16 protein-coding genes and 1 tRNA gene are annotated in these 19,533 nt (G+C 61.2%); 10 read left to right on the plus strand and 7 right to left on the minus strand.

The features are described 5' to 3' along the window. Positions 1 to 76: 76 nt before the first annotated feature. Positions 77 to 1,189 (plus strand): DUF6456 domain-containing protein, encoded by a 1,113-nt coding sequence (locus PAF12_RS05945; protein ID WP_271109159.1) that lies wholly within the window; start codon positions 77 to 79, stop codon positions 1,187 to 1,189. A gap of 104 nt (positions 1,190 to 1,293) precedes the next feature. After that, a complete protein-coding gene (lipA, locus tag PAF12_RS05950; protein WP_271109160.1) occupies positions 1,294 to 2,262 on the plus strand; it encodes a lipoyl synthase in 969 nt (322 codons plus the stop codon). A 9-nt stretch (positions 2,263 to 2,271) separates the two neighbouring features. Here the strand turns inward: lipA and PAF12_RS05955 are convergent, their stop codons facing one another. Then, the gene (locus PAF12_RS05955; protein ID WP_271109162.1) at positions 2,272 to 2,631 is read right to left on the minus strand and encodes a helix-turn-helix domain-containing protein; all 360 of its coding nucleotides are present in this window, start codon (positions 2,629 to 2,631) and stop codon (positions 2,272 to 2,274) included. 103 nt (positions 2,632 to 2,734) lie between these two features. Between PAF12_RS05955 and PAF12_RS05960 the strand changes: the two genes are divergently transcribed. The 3 genes from PAF12_RS05960 (at position 2,735) to PAF12_RS05970 (ending at position 3,852) form a co-directional block, all read left to right on the plus strand. After that, positions 2,735 to 3,325, plus strand: a complete 591-nt coding sequence (locus PAF12_RS05960; RefSeq protein ID WP_271109164.1) for a flavodoxin family protein — start codon at positions 2,735 to 2,737, stop codon at positions 3,323 to 3,325. 68 nt (positions 3,326 to 3,393) lie between these two features. Then, positions 3,394 to 3,477, plus strand: a tRNA-Leu gene (locus PAF12_RS05965). A 24-nt stretch (positions 3,478 to 3,501) separates the two neighbouring features. Beyond that, positions 3,502 to 3,852 (plus strand): hypothetical protein, encoded by a 351-nt coding sequence (locus PAF12_RS05970; RefSeq protein WP_271109166.1) that lies wholly within the window; start codon positions 3,502 to 3,504, stop codon positions 3,850 to 3,852. Here the strand turns inward: PAF12_RS05970 and PAF12_RS05975 are convergent. From PAF12_RS05975 to PAF12_RS05985, 3 genes are all read right to left on the minus strand, one after another. Beyond that, positions 3,849 to 4,334 carry a nuclear transport factor 2 family protein gene (locus PAF12_RS05975; RefSeq protein ID WP_271109167.1) on the minus strand — a complete coding sequence of 162 codons (486 nt, stop codon included), beginning with the start codon at positions 4,332 to 4,334 and terminating at the stop codon, positions 3,849 to 3,851. The two genes, PAF12_RS05970 and PAF12_RS05975, sit on opposite strands and share 4 nt — an antisense overlap. A 146-nt stretch (positions 4,335 to 4,480) precedes the next feature. Next, on the minus strand, positions 4,481 to 6,559 hold the full coding sequence (locus tag PAF12_RS05980) for a TRAP transporter large permease subunit (RefSeq protein ID WP_271109169.1): 2,079 nt from the start codon (positions 6,557 to 6,559) through the stop codon (positions 4,481 to 4,483). Further along, positions 6,556 to 7,215 carry a TRAP transporter small permease subunit gene (locus PAF12_RS05985; RefSeq protein WP_271109171.1) on the minus strand — a complete coding sequence of 220 codons (660 nt, stop codon included), beginning with the start codon at positions 7,213 to 7,215 and terminating at the stop codon, positions 6,556 to 6,558. Before PAF12_RS05985 ends, PAF12_RS05980 begins: the two co-directional genes overlap by 4 nt. 244 nt (positions 7,216 to 7,459) lie before the next feature. Between PAF12_RS05985 and PAF12_RS05990 the strand changes: the two genes are divergently transcribed. The 5 genes from PAF12_RS05990 (at position 7,460) to PAF12_RS06010 (ending at position 13,173) form a co-directional block, all read left to right on the plus strand. Further along, complete coding sequence (locus PAF12_RS05990) at positions 7,460 to 9,064, plus strand: peptide ABC transporter substrate-binding protein (protein ID WP_271109173.1); 1,605 nt, start codon at positions 7,460 to 7,462, stop codon at positions 9,062 to 9,064. Between the two features lie 98 nt (positions 9,065 to 9,162). After that, a complete protein-coding gene (gene oppB, locus PAF12_RS05995) occupies positions 9,163 to 10,086 on the plus strand; it encodes an oligopeptide ABC transporter permease OppB (protein ID WP_271109175.1) in 924 nt (307 codons plus the stop codon). A gap of 10 nt (positions 10,087 to 10,096) precedes the next feature. Further along, positions 10,097 to 11,020 carry an ABC transporter permease subunit gene (locus tag PAF12_RS06000; protein WP_271109176.1) on the plus strand — a complete coding sequence of 308 codons (924 nt, stop codon included), beginning with the start codon at positions 10,097 to 10,099 and terminating at the stop codon, positions 11,018 to 11,020. Position 11,021: 1 nt separating this feature from the next. Then, positions 11,022 to 12,143, plus strand: coding sequence for an oligopeptide/dipeptide ABC transporter ATP-binding protein (locus tag PAF12_RS06005; RefSeq protein ID WP_271109177.1), 1,122 nt, complete (start codon positions 11,022 to 11,024; stop codon positions 12,141 to 12,143). After that, positions 12,133 to 13,173, plus strand: a complete 1,041-nt coding sequence (locus tag PAF12_RS06010) for an oligopeptide/dipeptide ABC transporter ATP-binding protein (RefSeq protein ID WP_271109178.1) — start codon at positions 12,133 to 12,135, stop codon at positions 13,171 to 13,173. Before PAF12_RS06005 ends, PAF12_RS06010 begins: the two co-directional genes overlap by 11 nt. Positions 13,174 to 13,588: 415 nt before the next feature. Here the strand turns inward: PAF12_RS06010 and PAF12_RS06015 are convergent, their stop codons facing one another. From PAF12_RS06015 to PAF12_RS06025, 3 genes are all read right to left on the minus strand, one after another. Next, complete coding sequence (locus tag PAF12_RS06015; protein ID WP_271109179.1) at positions 13,589 to 15,166, minus strand: hypothetical protein; 1,578 nt, start codon at positions 15,164 to 15,166, stop codon at positions 13,589 to 13,591. Positions 15,167 to 15,663: 497 nt separating this feature from the next. Next, complete coding sequence (gene prfB / locus PAF12_RS06020) at positions 15,664 to 16,791, minus strand: peptide chain release factor 2 (RefSeq protein WP_271109181.1); 1,128 nt, start codon at positions 16,789 to 16,791, stop codon at positions 15,664 to 15,666. A 98-nt stretch (positions 16,792 to 16,889) separates the two neighbouring features. Beyond that, positions 16,890 to 19,478: a penicillin-binding protein 1A gene (locus PAF12_RS06025; RefSeq protein ID WP_271109183.1), complete on the minus strand. Its 2,589-nt coding sequence runs from the start codon at positions 19,476 to 19,478 to the stop codon at positions 16,890 to 16,892. Between the last annotated feature and the right edge of the window lie 55 nt (positions 19,479 to 19,533).

Genomic DNA, 19,533 nt, shown 5'->3' on the forward strand with positions numbered 1-19,533 from the left:
GTCCGAGCGGACAGGTTCAGTCACTCGCGGGCGCGCGCTGCCATGCGGCCCGGCCAATTATGGGGAACACATATCCATGACCATCCAGACCTCCGCGTTTTCTGTGTCCGGCCAGCATGAAACGGGTGACGCCGAACGGCTGAGCGCGGATGCCCGCCTGTATCTGCGCCATGTGGAACACGGAGAGTCGATCCGCTCGCTGGCGCGCGAAGCCGGATGCCATGCCTCGACCATGCTGCGCCGTATCCGCAGATTCGAAAACCGCCGCGACGATCCCCTGATTGACGAGGCGCTGCGCCGGATTGGCGCGGATCCCCTGCCCCGGCGTCGCGACGAATCCGGCAAGGACCAGACCCGAACCATGCTGCGCCGTCTGGCGGAGCGGGGCGCGGAACTGATCGTCGCGACAGGGATGGACAAGGCGATCATCACCCGCGACGATATTCGCACCGGCGTCCTGCCCCGGCAGATGGCCGAAGAATTCGCCGTGAACGGATGGGTTGAGCCGATCTCCTCCGGCCAGAAAATGCAGCGCTATAAACTATCCGGCACAGGCCGGGCGGCGCTGCGGCGTCTGTCCTCACGCAATCGCGGTCTGCCGCAGAGCGGGGATTTTGCGGATGCCGCCCCGGTTGATGCACACTCCGTTGATGGGCCGCGTGCCGCGTCGGACGATCATGCCGACCAGCATCGCATCTGGGGCACCCGCAAGCTCAGCGACCCGGAGAATGGCGAGGTCAGGAACATGCGGGTCAACCTCGCCGAAAGCCCGCTGCTGCTGCTCGCCCGCCGCAAGGATGGCAATGGCAAACCCCTGCTGACGCCGGATCTGATCGCCGCTGCCGAACGCCTGCGCGAGGATTTCGAACTGGCCCATATGGGGCCGCGCGTGACCCAGAACTGGGACCGTTTCCTGACCGCCGGGATCGACGAAAGCAGCGCCGCCGGTTTCCACAGCGGCGGCTCCGACGGGGCGCGCAAACGCGTCTCGGCGGCGCTGCGCGAGCTTGGTCCCGGCATGGATGACCTCGTCCTGCGGGTCTGCTGCTTTCTGGAGGGGCTGGAAATGACCGAGCGGCGACTGGGCTGGTCGGCACGTTCCGGCAAGGTGGTGCTGAAACTGGCGTTGCAGCGGCTGGCGGAGCATTACCAGACCCGCTATGGCAATGGCGGCCCGATGATTGGGTGATACGGCCACCCCCTGAACGCATTGCATATCAGCCCTGCCGCACAGCCCGTTGATCGCGCAGCGGAAAGGCATTACCTTCATCCGAACTCCCACAAGAGGCCGCCATGACCGAACAGCCCCCTGCCCTTCGCGCCCTTGCCGCCCGTGCGCGCCACCCGGAAAAGGCGCATCGCCCCGATCAGGCGCAGCCGAAGAAACCGGACTGGATCCGGGTGAAGGCACCGACCTCGCAAGGCTACAAGGACACGCGCGAGATCCTGCGGGAGAACAAGCTGTCCACCGTCTGCGAAGAGGCGGGCTGTCCGAATGTCGGCGAATGCTGGTCGCAGGGTCACGCGACGATGATGATCATGGGGGAAATCTGCACGCGCGGCTGTTCCTTCTGCAATGTGATCACAGGCAAGCCCGACGCGCTCGACCCGTTCGAGCCGGGGCGGGTGGCCCATGCGGTTCAGAAGCTGGGGCTGAACCATGTTGTGATCACATCGGTCGACCGCGACGATCTGGCCGATGGCGGGGCGGAGCATTTCGCGCAGGTGATCCGCGCGATCCGCCACCGCTCTCCGGGTTCGACCATCGAGGTGCTGACACCGGATTTCCTGAAATGCGGACCGGAGGCACTTGAGATCGTGGTGGAGGCGCGGCCTGACGTGTTCAACCACAACCTCGAAACCGTGCCCGGCCTCTATCCGACGGTGCGGCCCGGTGCGCGCTATTTCCACTCGCTGCGGTTGTTGCAGCGGGTGAAGGAGCTTGACCCGGCCATGTTCACCAAATCCGGCATCATGGTGGGCCTGGGCGAGGATCGTCAGGGCGTGTTGCAGGTGATGGACGACATGCGCGCGGCGGATGTGGATTTCATGACCATCGGGCAATATCTGCAACCGACGCCGAAACATCACCGCGTCGACCGTTTCGTGACCCCGGACGAGTTCAAGGGCTACGAAAAATCCGCCTATGGCAAAGGCTTCCTCATGGTCTCCGCCACGCCGCTGACCCGGTCAAGCTATCATGCCGGCGACGATTTCGCCCGTCTGCGCGATGCGCGGCTGGCGAAGCTGGGCCGGGCGTAAAGCGCCCGGTCAGCGCGGCGGCGGACGCCAGCCTTCGGTATCCCAGCGGCGCGCGACGACGCTCAGATCATCCATGAGCCCGCGCAATTCCAGCCCGCGCGGGGTCAGGGAATAAGTCACCTGCGGCGGGATCGTCGCAGCCTGTTCGCGCAGGATCAGCCCGGCGGTTTCCAGCATCCGCAACCGCTCCGTCAGCACCTTGGTCGAAATCCCCGGCACCAGTTTCTGCAGCGCGCCGAATCGCTGCGGCCCGTTCTGCGACAGCACCCAAAGCAGATAGCTGGTCCATTGCCCGGAAATCACCCTGAGCAGCCGGTCCACCGGACAGGCAGGCATATTTTTTTCGCGCAGGGCCAGATCAGCTTTCACAGCAAATCTCTCGCTCGGGTAAGTTACTTACCAAAAGGTGCCTGCTTTTCTTTTGAAAGTAAAGACCTCAGCTTGCCACCATCGACAGCATGAGGAACCTGACATGACCACTATCGCAATCATCTATTACAGCGGCTACGGCCATACCGCGAAACTCGCCGATGCCGTGACCGAGGGCGTACGCGCCAGCGGTGCCAGCCCGGTCGTCATCCGCATTCCGGAGGACGGTGTCATCACCGACGCCGACTGGACGGTTATCGAGGCCGCCGATGCGCTGATCTACGGCAGCCCGACCTATATGGGCAATGTGGCGTGGCAGTTTAAGCGCTTCGCCGATGCCAGCTCGAAGCTGTGGGCGCAGCAGGCGCTGGCGGGGCGGGTCGCGGGCGGGTTCACCGTCTCGGCCAGCACGGTCGGCGACAAGGGTGAGACGATGTCCTGGCTGATCACTTTCGCGCAGCAGCATGGCCAGCTTTGGGTCGGCCCCGGCCAGATGCCCAGCAATACGCTGGCCAACACGCCCGCCGATGTGAACTGGACCGGGTTTTCGACCGGGCTGATGGGAATCGCGCGTTCTGACTCCACCCCGGATGAAGGCCCCTACCCGGGCGATCTGGAGGCCGGGCGGCAATATGGGCAGCGGATCGCCCGGATCGCCGCGCGTCACGCCGGGGCGGCGCGCGAGGCCGCCTGATCGCCGCCGTCCGCGCCCGGCGACAAGCCCTTGCCGCCGGGCGCAAACCCCGCTATCTCCGCTCTGTTGCCCGAGTGGCGGAATGGTAGACGCAGCGGATTCAAAATCCGCCGGAGCAATCCATGCCGGTTCGAGTCCGGCCTCGGGTACCAGCGCGGCGCGTTGAGGGATGAAGCATGACGAGACGCGCAGGAACGGGCATCGTGGCGCTGATAGCGACATTGCCGCTGCTTGGCTGTGGCGACCGCAGCGGCGATTATCCCGCGCTGCTGCCGACCGATCAGGTGCTTGCCGAACCCTCCATCCCCGGACATGCGCAGATTGCCGCGAACAGCCCCGATCAGGTGGTTGCCGATCTGGAAACGGCGGGTGCCGCGCTTGCGGTGTCTTCGGCGGAGGTCACAGCGAATACGCCCGTCGCGGATGCTGCATTGAACTCCCGCGCAGAAACGCTGCGACAACGGGCTGCGGCGTTGCGCCGTGCCGCGACCGCCTGTGCCGATCTGCCCGACGCACCGGGCTGCTAGCCCCGCCGGACGGGTGCCGGCCAGCCGGGTGCTTCATCCAGCGCCGGAGCCAAGCTTTCGCCGCCGCTTGAACCTGTCGTCCGCAGCAGCATCTCCTGCAGTTTCGCGGTGTCGGACAGGATCAGAAGCCGCGTGACCTTGCCCCATTTGATGGTCACGACATGAACACCGGCGGTTGTCGTTTCGACATCATCCGACGCCCGGTTGCTCTCAAACCATTCAACCACGGCAATCGTGTTCCACGGCCCGCCAGCGACGTCGATGCGCTGCGGGTCGAATTCCAGCCTCGGCAGCAACCGGAACAGCCGCGCATACCATTCGGCGGTCTGCTCAGGACTGATCCGGCGGCCTGCCAGCGCATGATCGCCGATGAACACATGCTCGAATTCCGGCGCGAGCCCGGCCAGAAACGGTGCGGCGTCCCCCTTGTTGATGGCTGCGAAAAGATCGCGGATACGGCGGCGGACAAAGCCATGATACATGATGCACCTGTTAAAAGAACCAAGCTCATTCCCAGACTGACCCCAAAGGATGACCGGCGTAAGAACCGCCTGTTGCGACGGCGGATTTGCGCCGGTTTTCCCTTGTCTGGCAAAAAGAAACGGGGGCGCTGGCCCCCGTCCTGATCTTAGTTGGCAAGCCCCGGCGGCGGTCCGCTGAGCGGGTCAAGAGAACCGCTTGGGGACGGCTCGACCGCTGCGTCCCCGCCAGCAGGTGCACCGAAATCCGGCGGGCCGCCAAGGTCACCGAGGCCGCCGAGACCGTTATCCGCCGCAGGCGCCTCGCCCCCCGGTGCCGCATCGGTGCCGAATGGTGCGCCGCCCAAGCTGCCGAACCCGCCGAGGGAGCCGAAGCCGCCCTGATCGCCGCCCGTACCCATCGGGACGGTGAAATCGACATTCTCGACATTCACCGGCGCGCCCTTGTAGTGCATGACCAGCCCCGGGAACAGGATCACGATCCCGATCATCAGGATCTGGATGAACACGAAGGGCACCGCGCCCCAGTAGATCTGGCCGGAGGTGATCCCGGCAATGGGTTTGCCGGTGATCCGGTCCTGATACGCCTCGCGCGGCGCGACGCTGCGCAGATAGAACAGCGCGAAGCCGAAGGGCGGGTGCATGAAGCTGGTCTGCATGTTCACGCCCAGAATGACCCCGAACCAGATCAGATCGATCCCGAGGCTTTCCGCCGCAGGCGCCAGCAGCGGCACGATGATGAAGGCCAGTTCGAAGAAATCGAGGAAGAAGGCGAGGAAAAACACCATGATCGAGACCACGATCAGGAATCCGTATTCGCCACCGGGCAGCGAGGTCAGCAGATGTTCGACCCAGATATGCCCGTTGACCCCGTAGAAGGTCAGCGAAAACACCCGCGCCCCGATCAGGATGAACATCACGAAGCTGGCGAGCCGGGTGGTGGAGGCGAGAGCCTGCCGGATCACGTCATAGTTCAGCCGCCCTTTCATCGCCGACAGCACGAGCGCGCCGACAGCGCCCATTGCGCCCCCCTCTGTCGGGGTGGCCCAGCCGAGGAAGATCGTCCCCAGCACGAAGAAGACCAGCGCCAGCGGCGGGACCAGCACGATAATGACCTTCTGGGTCAGTTTCGACAGCAGCCCGACATGATGCTCCTCCCGTGGGGTGAAGTCGATCACGCGGCCAAGGACGCGCATGAAGGCGGAGAAGATCAGGAACGCCACCACGGCGGCGGCAAAGATCGCAATGATCAGAACCCCCACGCGCGGGTTCGTGCTGAGGCTGGTGACAAAGCTGGAATTGATGATGACATTCATCCCCAGCCAGGCAATCGCCGCCGCGACCAGTGCTGCCGCGACCTTGACCAGAAAACGCCAGCCCTCCTTGTCGAACATCGCGACGAGGAACAGGAACCCGACCGCCGCCGCCGCGCCGAGGATATCGGCATTATTGCCCTGCGTCGGATAGAGGAAGTAATGCGCCGCGAAGGCCACCCCGACCGCGATTGCCACCACGACCAGCAGCGACAGAACACCGGAGCCGAGCGTCCGCGCCTCCTTCGGAAGCGCCGGGACGGATTGCGGGCGGATGATCGACATCACGAAGACATAGCTGAGATAAATGCCGGTCAGCACCAGACCGGGGATCAGCGCGCCCTTATACATGTCACCGACCGAACGGCCGAGCTGGTCGGCCATGACGATCAGCACCAGCGACGGCGGAATGATCTGGGCCAGCGTGCCGGAGGCGGCAATCACGCCGGTCGCCACGCGCCGGTCATAGCCGTATCGCAGCATGATCGGCAGTGAGATCAGCCCCATGGCGATAACCGATGCCGCGACGACGCCCGTGGTCGCGGCCAGCAGCGCGCCGACGATGATCACCGCATAGGCGAGGCCGCCGCGCACCGGCCCGAAAAGCTGGCCGATCGTGTCCAGCAGATCTTCGGCCATGCCGGATTTCTCCAGCAAAATCCCCATGAAGGTGAAGAATGGAATTGCCAGTAATGTCTCGTTCGACAACACCCCCCACAACCTGTCCGGCATGGTGCCGAGCAGGTTCCAGTCGAGATAGATCGACGACGAAAGCGGCGCGAGTTCGACGCCGATGACGAAGAACAACAGCCCGTTTGCGGCCAGCGCAAAGGCCACCGGATAACCGAACAGCAGAAACAGGATCAGCGAGGCGAACATGATCGGCGCCATGTTCTGCGCAATAAGCTCCATCATGCGCGGCTCCCCCGGTCGCGGTTATGGTCGTCGGGCTCGTCGATAGTCAGATCGGTGATCGCATGATCCGGGTTGGCAAATCCCGCCCCGGCCTGCAGATCGGGGTCGATTTCCAGCGGCGCATGCGCGCTGCCGAGCTTGTGGGGATCGTCGATCAGCCCGCGCATAACGGCGATTTTCTTGATGATCTCCGAAATCGCCTGAAAGAACAGCAGGATGAACCCGAAGAGCAGCAGCGCCTTGGCCGGCCACAGGATCAGCCCGCCGGCACTGGCCGAGCCCTCGCCGCGTTCAAAGGATTTGATGGCGTAGGGGAACAGGAAATACAGCATCACCAGCGTAAATGGCAGCAGGAAGAACACATGTCCGATCAGGTCGATCCAGTGCTGCCGCCTGCGCGACCACATCCCATAAATCAGGTCGATGCGGATATGTTCGTTCTCCAGCAGCGTATAGGCCGCAGCCCCCAGAAACGCCGCCCCGTAGAGATACCATTGCAGCTCCAGCCACATATTCGACGAGGTGCTGAACACCTTGCGGACAATCGCATTGCCCGCGCTGACCAGAACCGCCAGAAGGATCAGCCAGGACACGGCCTTGCCGATCCCGGTATTGATGCGGTCTATGCCGCGCGCAAGGGCCAGCAGGCCACCCATACTCACACCTCCCTGCTTCGCGCCTCGTTGGTATGGACGCAAAGATTGACAGTATTGCCTTGTAGCGTGCGCCGGGGGCCGTTCAACCCCACTTCGTGCGAATAGCTTATACTTGCGTGGATTTCGCTGCGCGCATCTGACGCTGGGTCAAGGGCAGGTGAAAACCCTTGCCAGAGGATCAAATTGCAATAACCTTGTTACATTCCGGCGTCGTGTCTGATGCCTTGAAATCAATGGAGAAACCATGAAAAAACTCCTTATGACCAGTGCTTTCGCACTTATCCTGAGCGCCCCGGCCATTGCCGTGACGGTCGCCGACGGGGATGAGCTGGCGGAGAATCAGGAATATCGTTTCTGGCTTCTGGACGCGATCAAGACCACCGATCCGCAGAAGAACACCGATGTCGAGGGTTCAGATATTCTGCGTCAGATCTTCGAAGGGCTGATGAATGAGGATGGCACCGGCGCAATGGTGCCGGGCGTGGCGACCGATTACACCGTGTCCGACGACGGGCTGACCTACACGTTCAACCTGCGCCCGGAGGCCAAATGGTCGAATGGTGCGCCGGTGACGGCGGCGGATTTCGTCTATGGCTGGCAGCGCGCGGCGGACCCGGCGACGGCGTCGCAATATGCGTGGTTCATCGAGCTGATGAATGTGGTCAACGCCTCTGAAATCGTGGCGGGCGATGTGCCCCCGGATCAGCTTGGCGCGACCGCCATCGACGACAACACGCTTGAGGTCAAACTGACCAAGCCGACGCCCTATTTTGTCAAGATGCTCAGCCATCCGACCACCTTCCCGGTGCTGAAATCCGTGGTCGAGGAACATGGCGACAACTGGACGGAGCCGGGCAATCTGGTCAGCAACGGTGCCTTCGTGCTGACCAGCCACAATCTCGGCGTGGACATCACGATGGAGAAGAACCCCGAATACTGGGACGCCGATAATGTCATCATGGAGAAGCTGACCGGCATCACCGTGAACGACCAGAACATCGCCCTGACCCGGTACGAGGCGGGCGAGCTTGACCGGATGGATATTCCCGCAGGCCAGTATCCGCGGCTGAAGGAAGAGCGCCCGGACGAGGCGATCTCGATCCCCTATTCCTGCTCCTACACCTATCTGATCAATATGTCCGACAAGGGCCGCGAGGAGCTGAAGGATCCGAATATCCGCCGCGCCCTCGCCCTTGGGCTGAACCGCGACATTATCGTCGATCAGGTTTTGCAGGGCGGTCAGCGCCCGTCCTATAACTGGACCCAGTGGGCCATCGAAGGCTTCGAGATGCCGGAGATCGAAATGGCCGGCATGACGCAGGAGGACCGCACGGCAGAGGCCAAGCGCCTGCTGGAAGAGGCCGGATATACCCCGGACAACCCGCTGGAACTGACGCTGAACTACAACACCTCCGAAGATCACAAGAAGATTGCGGTCGTGGCGCAGCAGCTTTGGAAACCGCTCGGCGTCAATCTGACGCTGAACAATATGGAATGGAAGGTTCACACCGACCGCATGCAGAACCAGGATTTCGAACTGGCCCGCTATGCGTGGTGCGCCGATTATAACGAGGCCTCGACCTTCCTCGATTACTTCCGCTCCACCGGCTCGAATTATGGCGAGTTCAACAATGCGGAATATGACGCGCTGCTGGACGAGGCCGTGACCTCGGACAACCCGAACGAGCAATACACCGCCGCCGAACAGATCCTGGCCGCGGAACTGCCGCTGATCCCGATCTATCACTATGCCAATGTCGACCTCATCAAACCCTATGTGAAGGGCGTCGCGTTGGAGAACGTGATGAACAGCTGGTACGGCAAGGATATGTATATCACCGCGCATTGATGCCGTAACCTCATCTGCCGGGGCGGGTTTCCGTTCCGGCAGCCGGGCGGTATCGCGCCGCCCCTGTCATCCTCACGGCACCTCACCGGAACCAGAGTATGTTCGGATTTATCCTCAGACGGCTGGCAGTGGCGATTCCGACGCTGCTGTTGCTGATCGTTTTTTCATTCATGCTGATGCATGCCGCCCCCGGCGGGCCATTCACCCAGGAACGTGAAGTCCCGGCACAGGTGCTGGCCAATCTTCAGGAAAAATACGGGCTCGATGATCCGTTGTGGAAGCAGATCGTCGACTATGTCTGGGGGATCGTCCGGCATTTCGATTTCGGCCCCAGCTTCGTCTATCCCGACCGCACGGTGAACGAGATCATCGCGGCCGGTTTCCCGGTCACGCTGACTTATGGCTTGCTGTCCTTCATCCTCGCCGTGGTGGTCGGTGTCTCGCTTGGTGCCGCCGCCGCGATCCGGCAGAACACATGGCTGGATTATCTGGCCGTCGGCATCTCCATCGGCGCGCAGGTGCTGCCGAATTTCGTCATGGCGCCGATTCTGGTGCTGATCTTCACGCTCAGCCTCGGCTGGTTGCCCGGCGGGGGGTGGAATTTCAACGATCCGCTGTACTGGATCATGCCGGTGATCGCGCTTGGCACGTCCTACATGGCCTCGATCGCGCGGATCACCCGCTCCTCGATGCTGGAGGTGCTGAGTTCGAACCACATCCGCACCGCCCGCGCCAAGGGCCTGCCGGAGGGGCGCGTGATCCGCAAACACGCGCTGAAACCCGCACTGTTGCCGGTGATCTCCTATCTCGGCCCGGCTTTCGTCTCGATGATTACCGGATCGGTTGTGATCGACATGTATTTCTCCACAGGCGGGATCGGCAAAAGCTTCGTCGATTCCGCGCTGAACCGGGATTACGCCGTGATGATGGGCGTCACGATCCTTGTCGGTGCGCTGACCATATTGTTCAGCCTTATTGTCGATATCCTCTATGCGTGGATCGACCCGAAGATCAGGTATTGATGACATGACCATGATCGAACACGATAAAATCAAAACCATGTCCGAACGCATGGCGGCGGAAGAGGTCAGGGGCCGCAGCCCCTGGGCCGATGCCCGCAAGCGTTTCTTTAAGAACCGCGCGGCCATGGTCGCACTGATCGTGCTGGTGCTGGTGGTGCTGTTCGCGATCTTCGGGCAGGCATTCGCGCAATGGGACTACGAATCCATCGACTTCATGGTGATGGGCTCCGCCGCCACGCAAGGCATGCCCTCGCTTGAGAACGGGCATTATTTCGGCACCGACGATCTGGGCCGCGATATCTTCGCCCGCACCGTCATGGGCACCCGGATCTCGCTGATGGTCGGCACGGTCGGCGCATTGGTCGCGGTCATCGTCGGCACGCTTTACGGCGCGACCTCCGGCTATATCGGCGGGCGCACCGATCAGGTGATGATGCGGATCGTCGATATCCTGCTGTCGATCCCCTATATGTTCGTCCTCATCCTGCTGCTGGTCATTTTCGGCCGGCGGCTGGAGATGCTGTTTCTCGGCATCGGGCTGATTTCATGGCTGGAGATGTCGCGCATCGTGCGCGGCCAGACCCTGACCCTGAAGAACCGCGAATTTATCGAAGCCGCGCGGGCCACCGGCGTCTCCAGCCCGAAGATCATCCTGCGCCATATCGTGCCGAACCTGCTTGGCGTGGTTGCGGTTTATGCAACGCTTCTGGTGCCGCTGATGATCCTGACGGAGAGCTTTATCTCCTTCCTCGGCCTCGGCGTGCAGGAACCCTTGACCTCATGGGGCGCGCTGATCTCCGAAGGGGCGGGAACCATGCGCTACGGCACGATCTGGCAGCTGGGCTTCCCGCTGGGCTTCTTCTGCATCACGCTTTTCGCGCTGTTCTTCATCGGCGACGGTCTGCGCGACGCCCTCGACCCGAAGGACCGCTGAGATGGCGCTGCTGGACATCAACGATCTGAACGTCACCTTCCGCACCAATGATGGGGAGGTGCACGCCGTCAACGGCATCAACCTGTCGCTGAACCGGGGCGAAACGCTGGGCATCGTCGGCGAATCCGGCTCCGGCAAATCGCAGCTTGCGTTCTCCATCATGGGCCTCTTGGCGAAAAATGGCCGCGCCACCGGCAGCGTGACGTTCGACGGGCAGGAGATCCTGAACGCCAAGCCGAAGCTGCTGAACAAGATCCGGGCCGAGCATATCGCGATGATCTTTCAGGACCCGATGACCTCTCTGAACCCCTATATGCGGGTCTCCGACCAGATGGCGGAGGTGCTGATACTGCATCACGGGCTTTCCAAAACCGCCGCCGTGAAGGAATCCGTGCAGATGTTGGACGCCGTGCGCATTCCTGACGCCAGAGGCCGCGCCCGGCTTTACCCGCATGAATTCTCCGGCGGGATGCGCCAGCGGGTGATGATCGCAATGGCGCTGCTGTGCAAGCCGGATGTGCTGATCGCGGATGAGCCGACCACGGCGCTCGACGTGACGGTGCAGGCCCAGATCATGGCGCTGCTGGCCGATCTGCGCGACGAATTCGGCATGGCGATGATGCTGATCACCCATGACCTCGGCGTCGTGGCGGGGGCTTGCGAGCGGGTGGTGGTCATGTATGGCGGCCGCATTCGGGAGGAAGCCGCGACCGATCCGATCTTCGCCGACCCGACCCATCCGTATACCAAGGGGCTGCTCGCCGCGATCCCGCGTGTCGATCAGAAGGGCGACAAGCTGTCGGCCATTCCCGGCAGCCCGCCCAATATGTCGAACCCGCCGCAAGGCTGCGCCTTCGCCCCGCGCTGCGATTTCGTCATGGAAAAATGCCGCAGCGACCGCCCCGAACTCACCCCCTTTGCGGAAGGCCGCGCCCGCGCCTGCCATGCCGATATCGCGCTGGTCCGGGCAGGTAGCCCAGCCCATGACGACCTGCCCCCCGAACCCGCCGCGGATGAAATCGGCGCGCAGCACATAGCCGAGCCCGATCCGCAGATCACCGACGCCCTCACAATCGGCCCCGTGACCGCCGGAACCCCGCAGGAGCTGCCCGATGACAAGTGATATGCCCCTGCTCGACGTGCAAGATCTCCGCGTCACCTTCGACATCCGGCGGGAGGGCGATCTGCCCTGGACCGCGCCCCGTCTGCTGCATGCCGTGGGCGGGGTGAACTTCACCCTGCACCCCGGTGAGACATTGGGCATCGTCGGCGAATCCGGCTCCGGCAAATCCACCCTCGCCCGCGCGCTGATCGGCCTCGTCCCCGCCACCGGCACCGCGCGCTGGCAGGACGGCACCGACCTGATCGGCCTCTCGCCGCGTCAGATGATGCGCTATCGCAGCGACATCCAGATGGTGTTTCAGGACCCGCTCGCCTCGCTCAACCCGCGCATGACCGTCGGCCAGATCATCGCCGAGCCGCTGCGCACCCATCACCCCGGCCTCAAACGCGACGAAATCAAGCGCCGCGTCAAGGAAAACATGGAGCGCGTCGGCCTCCTGCCCAACCAGATCAACCGCTACCCGCATGAGTTCTCCGGCGGCCAGTGTCAGCGCATCGGCATCGCCCGCGCCCTGATCGTGGAGCCGAAGCTGATCATCTGCGACGAACCCGTCTCCGCACTCGACGTCTCGATCCAGGCGCAGGTCATCAACCTGCTGGCCGATCTGCAGCGCGATCTCGGCCTGTCGCTGATCTTCATCGCCCATGACCTCTCGGTGGTGAAACACATCTCCGACCGGGTACTGGTGATGTATCTGGGCCGGGTCATGGAACTGGCGGAAGCCGGCGCCCTCTACGCCAGCCCCCAGCACCCCTACACGCAGGCGCTGCTGTCGGCGGTCCCCGTCCCCGATCCGAAGATGGAGCGGACCAAAACCATCATCCCGCTCTCCGGCGAACTCCCCTCGCCCATGTCCCCCCCCTCCGGCTGCGTCTTCCGCACCCGCTGCCCCCGCGCGGCCCCGGCCTGCGCTGCCACCGTCCCCGCCCTGACCGGCCCGCCCACCCACCTGACCGCCTGCCATTTCCCGGGCGCACTGACCGAGGCAGAAATCGCGCAGGCAACAATGACCGAGGCGGAACCGGCCTGAACGGGCGTCCGCCTCACCACCAGAGGGCAAGCGCCGGCCCGCGGGATGCCGCCGCCGAGAACGACACGACGCGCTTTATGGCGCAACCCGGGTCTTCTGGCGGCACAGCAAAGCTGCCGTCCCCAAAGCGCCAGCCCGTCCGGGCGGGCCGGGGTCTAGGCTTGGGGTTTTTCTTAGAGGTTTCCAGATGGGTGACGAGAGCGGGCGCAGTAGGTAATGCGCGGCCAAGAACGGCCCAAAGCAGGCCTTGGTAGCATCATCGGGCGCTGCAGCGCAGCTTTTCCAAATAGGCCGTTCTGGGAAAGTGCGATCAAGATAAACTTAAGCCGACAGTTCTTTAAAAAATTAGTGCGTCCACACCGCCGTCTTCAGCTTGCCGGTGGCTTCGAAAGACATATCAAATAAGACCAAAAAACTAAGAAATATCCATTGTTATGGCTGTGTTTTCGTTTATAGCTTTTGACCACTCTGTAAGATCACCATCCATCACCACAGCAGTTGGAGTATTGAAACGTCGACGAAACTCGTTAAACTCTGATTTAATGAAATTGGCAAAATCACCCTTAGCCTTTTTGAACGCAAAGCTTTTTACAATGCGCGGATAACTGAAGTAGAGGTTGGCCATATCGTCATCATGACCTCTGGCTTTATGCTCTATTTGATATAGAGCACCCACACACCAGTTGTCGACCTGAGTAAAGGCGAAGCCGATCAAGTGACTGAACCCCTCTAAATCTTTCGAAAAATTGGCCTGCAATCGCAAAGAGCCTGCTTCTGAGATGGCGGATGCAAGGTACATATCTTTCGCACTCCGCTCAAAATCACGGAAACTAACCTCAATCGCTTTCGACTTTTCAGGTCCAAGTAGATCGACAATATGACGTCCAACAACCGAAAGTTCGTCCATCCATGGTTTAGCATTCGTCGAGTTGTCAAATAAGCCAGTAAAAAACTTTCCCTCTTCACCGTGCAACTCAAAGGTGGTTTGCCCGGAACTTGACCACGACAGATATGTTAATAGGCCGATTTTTTGATCAAGCTTTCCTTTTTCTTCGAGATCCATCGAGAATCGTATTGTCTGAACTTCGCCTTTAGGGTGCACGATGATGTCAAAGCAACCAGCGTCTATTCTAAATCGAAACTCCTCATGATCAGGGGGAACCATTTGGGACATCTTGAGTTTAGCGGAAATATCGAATTCTGAAAGGTCGTATGAAATCAACTTGACAAGTACGGGTCTGCCTTCTGAAGAAACCTCCAATCGCCCCTCTCCAACCTGCGGTTTCGATACCGTCGTATTCATTCCAAAGCGTTTATCAAGCATCGTAAAGTCTGTGACCGGTAGATCTTTGATCAAGCCAAGCTCATGAAGCACGATGTCTTTTACGGAGGCACTCGTTGGGATTGAGAGTTTCACTTCGTGTGTAAATTCCCCATAGCCTACTGAACGCACCAAATTCAGCTTGTTAGCTGCATAGTTTCCGCCCCCTTGCTCCTTGATTTTCTCCAACATCCAGTCACTTGGGTGACCTTTAATCTGGTCTTCTGTGCTGAAGGATATTGTGAGAGTGACATCATAAAGGGCCTTCGTCTGGCTTTCGACCGAAGCTTTACGCCCACGCATCAGAAATTTTTCAATTTCGTTACGCCAAATGTGCTTGCCATATAATGTAGGCGCTTCATTTTCGCTATCGTGATGAAAGAGGAAGATAAAACTTGGATTGGGAGATTTGGCAGATTTGAGTGCGTTACTTAACTTAACTCGCGTCGCAGGACGCAAGCCTTTAGTTGTCTTAATTTGAGCAAACGACTGTATAAGATGATCTTGTAAATCTGCGGGCAGAGACGCATCTGTTTGAGGCGTTAAGTCAACAACATGATCCCAACCATGCTCATCATCCCCTGCCTTGTTTACAACTGCTTCAGTTTTTGCATCAGGATCTTGGCATAGAGTTGAAAACAGAGATTCCCCGTGGCGACCTTGTCTTGACACGCGCCTTCCCCTTAATCCGAATTATGATCTTCATCGTGCACAAAATTACACAACCTAACCAAGCTGCAGACCGTATAGTTAAACCTACTAAGGCAAAGAATCTTTCGCAACATACCTGAGCACTGCTAAACTTTCTTTGCGTTTTCCCATTGCTTTTTTACCTGCAGCGAACTGCTGGCTTCCGCCCATGATCGCTCTCACGACTCTCCCGGCAATCAGGCGATTGTTTCGGTGAGCGGCAAGAGTAACCAACCCGCGAATAAAATCCCGCGCACACCCACCCTGTGCACCATCTGTGTACACCCGGTGTACAACCTGTGTACGCGCTGTGCAGCCTCAATCACCGCCAAGCGCCATAACTTCCACCTATTCATTGCAGCGCACCCCCCCAACCCGAGCGGCGCGCCTCAGCAGCCGCCGCCCGAACCGGCACAATCTCATTTGTATGGACAGGAGATATACGCGCGGGATACGCGAAAGATACGCCGCGCAAGGCGTCAGTCTTCCGCCGTCGCCTCCGCCCGGCTCTTGCCGGAGACGTCGAGCGCCAGGGTCGCCGCCATGAACGCGTCGAGGTCTCCGTCAAGCACGCCCTGCGTGTCGGAGGTCTCGTGCGAGGTGCGCAGATCCTTCACCATCTGGTAGGGATGCAGCACATAGGACCGGATCTGATTGCCCCAGCCCGCATCGCCCTTGGCGTCGTGCTGGGCGTTGATCTCGGCATTACGGCGGTCGAGTTCTTGCTGATAAAGCCTTGCTTTCAAAGCATTCATCGCCGCTTCGCGGTTCTGGTGCTGCGATTTCATCGAACTGGTCACGACGATCCCGGTCGGCAGGTGGGTGATCCGCACCGCCGAATCCGTCGTGTTGACGTGCTGCCCGCCCGCGCCTGACGAACGATAAGTGTCGATGCGGATATCGCTGTCCGGCACGGTGATTTCGATATTGTCATCGACCACCGGATAGACCCAGACCGACGAAAACGAGGTATGCCGGCGGGCGGAACTGTCGTAGGGCGAGATTCGCACCAGACGATGCACGCCCGATTCCGTCTTCAGCCAGCCATAGGCGTTATGCCCGGAAATCCGATACGCGGCAGAGCGGATCCCGGCCTCTTCCCCGGCCGATTCCGAGATAAGTTCGACGTCATAGCCCTTCTTCTCCGCCCAACGGACATACATCCGCGCCAGCATCGACGCCCAGTCGCAGCTCTCCGTCCCCCCGGCCCCGGCGTTGATTTCGAGGAAGGTGTCATTGCCGTCCGCCTCGCCGTTCAGCAGGGCTTCGAGTTCCTTCTGCGCGGCCTCCTCGGCCAGTTGCTTCAGATTGCCCTCGGCCTCCGCGACCAGATCGGCGTCGTCCTCGGCTTCGGCCAGTTCGACCATCTCGGCATTGGCCTCCAGATCGCCCTCGATCCGGCGGTAGCCTTCCACGGCATCGGACAGTGCCTGACGGTCGCGCATCAGTTTCTGCGCGCGGGCCGGGTCGTTCCACAGATCGCCATCTTCGATCATGGCGTTGAGTTCCTCCAGCCGGTGCGGCGCGGTTTCCCAATCCATGCGCTGCGCCAGCAGCCGCAGGGATTTGCGGATCGCTTCAACGGTGGCAGCGGTTTCGGCACGCATGAGTTCGGTCCTTCCGTAACGGGTGGATGGTGAGATAACGCGAGATGGCCGCCCTCACAAGGGCGGCCGGGCGATCTGTTGATCGCGGCAGGAAGATGTCAGTAAAGCCCGCCTGACGAGATCGTCCCGAAATCGGCCTTTTTCGGGATGACCCGCTTCTGGCCGGTTGAGGTGGTAATGGCCTTCGCCCCGCCCGAACTCGCATTGGATTTGGGCAGTTCCTTGAGGGTCAGCGGGATGCCTTCGACTTTCGGCATGATCTTCGCCTCGAAGCCGCCGTCGATGATGTCCATGCCGGTTTCATCCGGTTCCGTGCCATTGCGGAAGAATTCGGAGATCACGTTATCGCCGGTTGCGTCGGCGGACAGCCGCGCGCCGGTGAAACGGTCGATCTTCTGGAAATAGCCGCCATCGGGCACGCGGAAGCGGCTGCCGCCATATTCGGCGATGGCCTGCCGCATGAAGGCGTTGAACACCGGAACGCAAAGCGTGCCGCCAAAGGCGTTGCTGCCCAATGTGCGCGGCTGGTCATAGCCCAGATAGCAGCCCGCGACGATATTCGACGAAAATCCGACAAACCACACATCTTTCGCGTCGTTGGTTGTCCCGGTCTTACCCGCGATCGGCACCGGCAGATTGACGCCCTTGCCGGAGCCGCGCTTGACCACCCCTTCCATCATCGAGGTGATCTGATAGGCGGTCACGGCGTCCATCACCCGCTCGCGATTGGTGTCGATCTCGGGCGAGGTGCCGGCGGGCAGCGCATTCTGCGAACAGCCGACACAATCGCGCTGGTCGTGGCGGTAGACGGTGCGGCCACGACGGTCCTGCACCCGGTCGACCAGCGTCGGTTCCACCCGCTCGCCGCCATTGGCGAACATGGCGTAGGCCGCGACCATCTTGAACAGCGTGGTTTCCTGCGCGCCCAGCGAGTTGGCAAGGAACGGGTTCATGTCGTCATAGACCCCGAAACGCTCGGCGTAATTGGCGACGGTATCCATCCCGATATCCTGTGCCACACGAATGGTCATCAGGTTCCGCGATTGCTCGATCCCGGTGCGCAGTGGCGTCGGGCCATAGGTGCGGTTGGAGGAGTTCTTGGGCCGCCACATCCCGTCAGGCGTATTGATGGCGATTTCCTCGTCCACGACGATGGTGGCCGGGGTATAACCGTTATCCAGCGCGGCGGCATAGACGAAGGGCTTGAAGCTCGACCCCGGCTGGCGCATCGCCTGGGTGGCCCGGTTGAAGACCGAGGACTGGTAGGAGAACCCGCCCTGCATGGCGATCACCCGGCCCGTGTTCACGTCCATCGCCATGAAACCGCCCTCGATTTCAGGGATCTGGCGAAGTGTCCAGCGGAGGAATTTGCCGCTGCCATCCTCGGTCATCGCGCGGACCATGACCACATCGCCGCGCTGCGCCAGATCGCCGACGCCCTGTGCGCGCGGGCCAAGCGAGCCGTCCTCACGCCGTGGCCTTGCCCATTGCGCGTCGCGGGCGGGCAGCCAGTGACCGTCAGCGTCTTCCTCGATCCCCTCGATGCCGATTCTGGCGCTGCCGTTATCGGCGACCTCAAGGATCACGGCGGGCATCCAGCCGAGCACATCGCGGGGGGCATCGCGGGTCTCGAACAGGGCCGCACGCCAATCGGCTTCGGAGCCAAGCTGATCTTCCGGGATCGTCGCGATCACGCCGTGCCAGATCCCCTGCCCCCGGTCGTAACTTTCAAGCGCGTCCTGAAGTGCATCCGCCGCGACCTGCTGCATATTCGGCTCGATCGTGGCGCGTATGGTCAGGCCGCCGCCGAAAAATTCGTCCTCGCCGAAATCCTGCGACAACTGGCGGCGGATTTCATCGGTGAAGTAGTCGCGAGGCGGCATCTTGTCGGCGAACGGCTCGAAATCGCCATTCTGGACGGAGCGCAGCGGCTTCGCGGATTCCGCGCGCATCGTGGCTTCGTCGATATAGCCGTTCTGCCACATTTCGCGCAGGACGTAATTGCGCCGCTCTGTCACCCGCTCTTTCTCGCGCACCGGATGGTAGCGGCCCGGAGCCTGCGGCATGGCTGCGAGCGTCGCGGCCTCGTGCGGTTCAAGCTCCGACAGGGTCTTGTTGAAATAGGTCTGGGCGGCAGCGGCCACGCCGTAGCTGTTCTGACCGAGGAAAATCTCGTTCAGATAAAGCTCAAGGATCTGATCCTTGGTCAGCGATTCCTCCAGCCGGGTGGCCAGAATCAGCTCCTTCACCTTGCGTTCGACACTGCGGTCCGATGACAGCAGGAAGTTCTTCATCACCTGCTGGGTGATGGTCGAGGCGCCGCGTACATTCTGACCGCGCGAAACCACGGCGTCACGGGCAGCGGCCATGATGCCGCGCGGATCATAGCCGCTATGTTCGTAGAAATTCTTGTCCTCGGCGGAAACGAAAGCCTGTTTCACCAGATCGGGAATTTCTTCACCCGGCACAAATATCCGTCTTTCCTGCGCGAACTCGTCAATCAGCTGACCCTCGCCGGAATAGACCCGGCTGATGGTCTTGGGCGAATACTGGCTGAGCTGCTCATGGCTGGGAAGATCGCGCGAAAAGGTCCAGAACACCCCGCCGAGCATCAGGATGCCGAAGATCAGCCCGGTTACCAGAAGCGCGAAGATCGAGCCGAAGAAAGAGAGAATGAATCTGACCACAGACCTGCCTCTTGGAAATTTACGTCGCTTCTTAGACGCGGCGGCGCGCGGCGTC

Origin of the sequence: Paracoccus sp. SCSIO 75233 (genome assembly GCF_027912675.1) — a bacterium.
Classification (GTDB): Bacteria; Pseudomonadota; Alphaproteobacteria; order Rhodobacterales; family Rhodobacteraceae; genus Paracoccus.

Excerpts from the sequence above, each read along its gene's own strand:
- PAF12_RS06010 (WP_271109178.1), top strand. The coding sequence starts at position 12,133 with ATGACAAGTGATATGCCCCTGCTCGACGTGCAAGATCTCCGCGTCACC.
- PAF12_RS05990 (WP_271109173.1), top strand. The coding sequence starts at position 7,460 with ATGAAAAAACTCCTTATGACCAGTGCTTTCGCACTTATCCTGAGCGCC.
- PAF12_RS05975 (WP_271109167.1), bottom strand. The coding sequence starts at position 4,334 with ATGTATCATGGCTTTGTCCGCCGCCGTATCCGCGATCTTTTCGCAGCC.
- PAF12_RS05945 (WP_271109159.1), top strand. The coding sequence starts at position 77 with ATGACCATCCAGACCTCCGCGTTTTCTGTGTCCGGCCAGCATGAAACG.
- PAF12_RS06000 (WP_271109176.1), top strand. The coding sequence starts at position 10,097 with ATGATCGAACACGATAAAATCAAAACCATGTCCGAACGCATGGCGGCG.
- prfB (WP_271109181.1), bottom strand. The coding sequence starts at position 16,791 with ATGCGTGCCGAAACCGCTGCCACCGTTGAAGCGATCCGCAAATCCCTG.
- lipA (WP_271109160.1), top strand. The coding sequence starts at position 1,294 with ATGACCGAACAGCCCCCTGCCCTTCGCGCCCTTGCCGCCCGTGCGCGC.
- oppB (WP_271109175.1), top strand. The coding sequence starts at position 9,163 with ATGTTCGGATTTATCCTCAGACGGCTGGCAGTGGCGATTCCGACGCTG.
- PAF12_RS05985 (WP_271109171.1), bottom strand. The coding sequence starts at position 7,215 with ATGGGTGGCCTGCTGGCCCTTGCGCGCGGCATAGACCGCATCAATACC.
- PAF12_RS05980 (WP_271109169.1), bottom strand. The coding sequence starts at position 6,559 with ATGATGGAGCTTATTGCGCAGAACATGGCGCCGATCATGTTCGCCTCG.
- PAF12_RS06005 (WP_271109177.1), top strand. The coding sequence starts at position 11,022 with ATGGCGCTGCTGGACATCAACGATCTGAACGTCACCTTCCGCACCAAT.
- PAF12_RS05960 (WP_271109164.1), top strand. The coding sequence starts at position 2,735 with ATGACCACTATCGCAATCATCTATTACAGCGGCTACGGCCATACCGCG.
- PAF12_RS05970 (WP_271109166.1), top strand. The coding sequence starts at position 3,502 with ATGACGAGACGCGCAGGAACGGGCATCGTGGCGCTGATAGCGACATTG.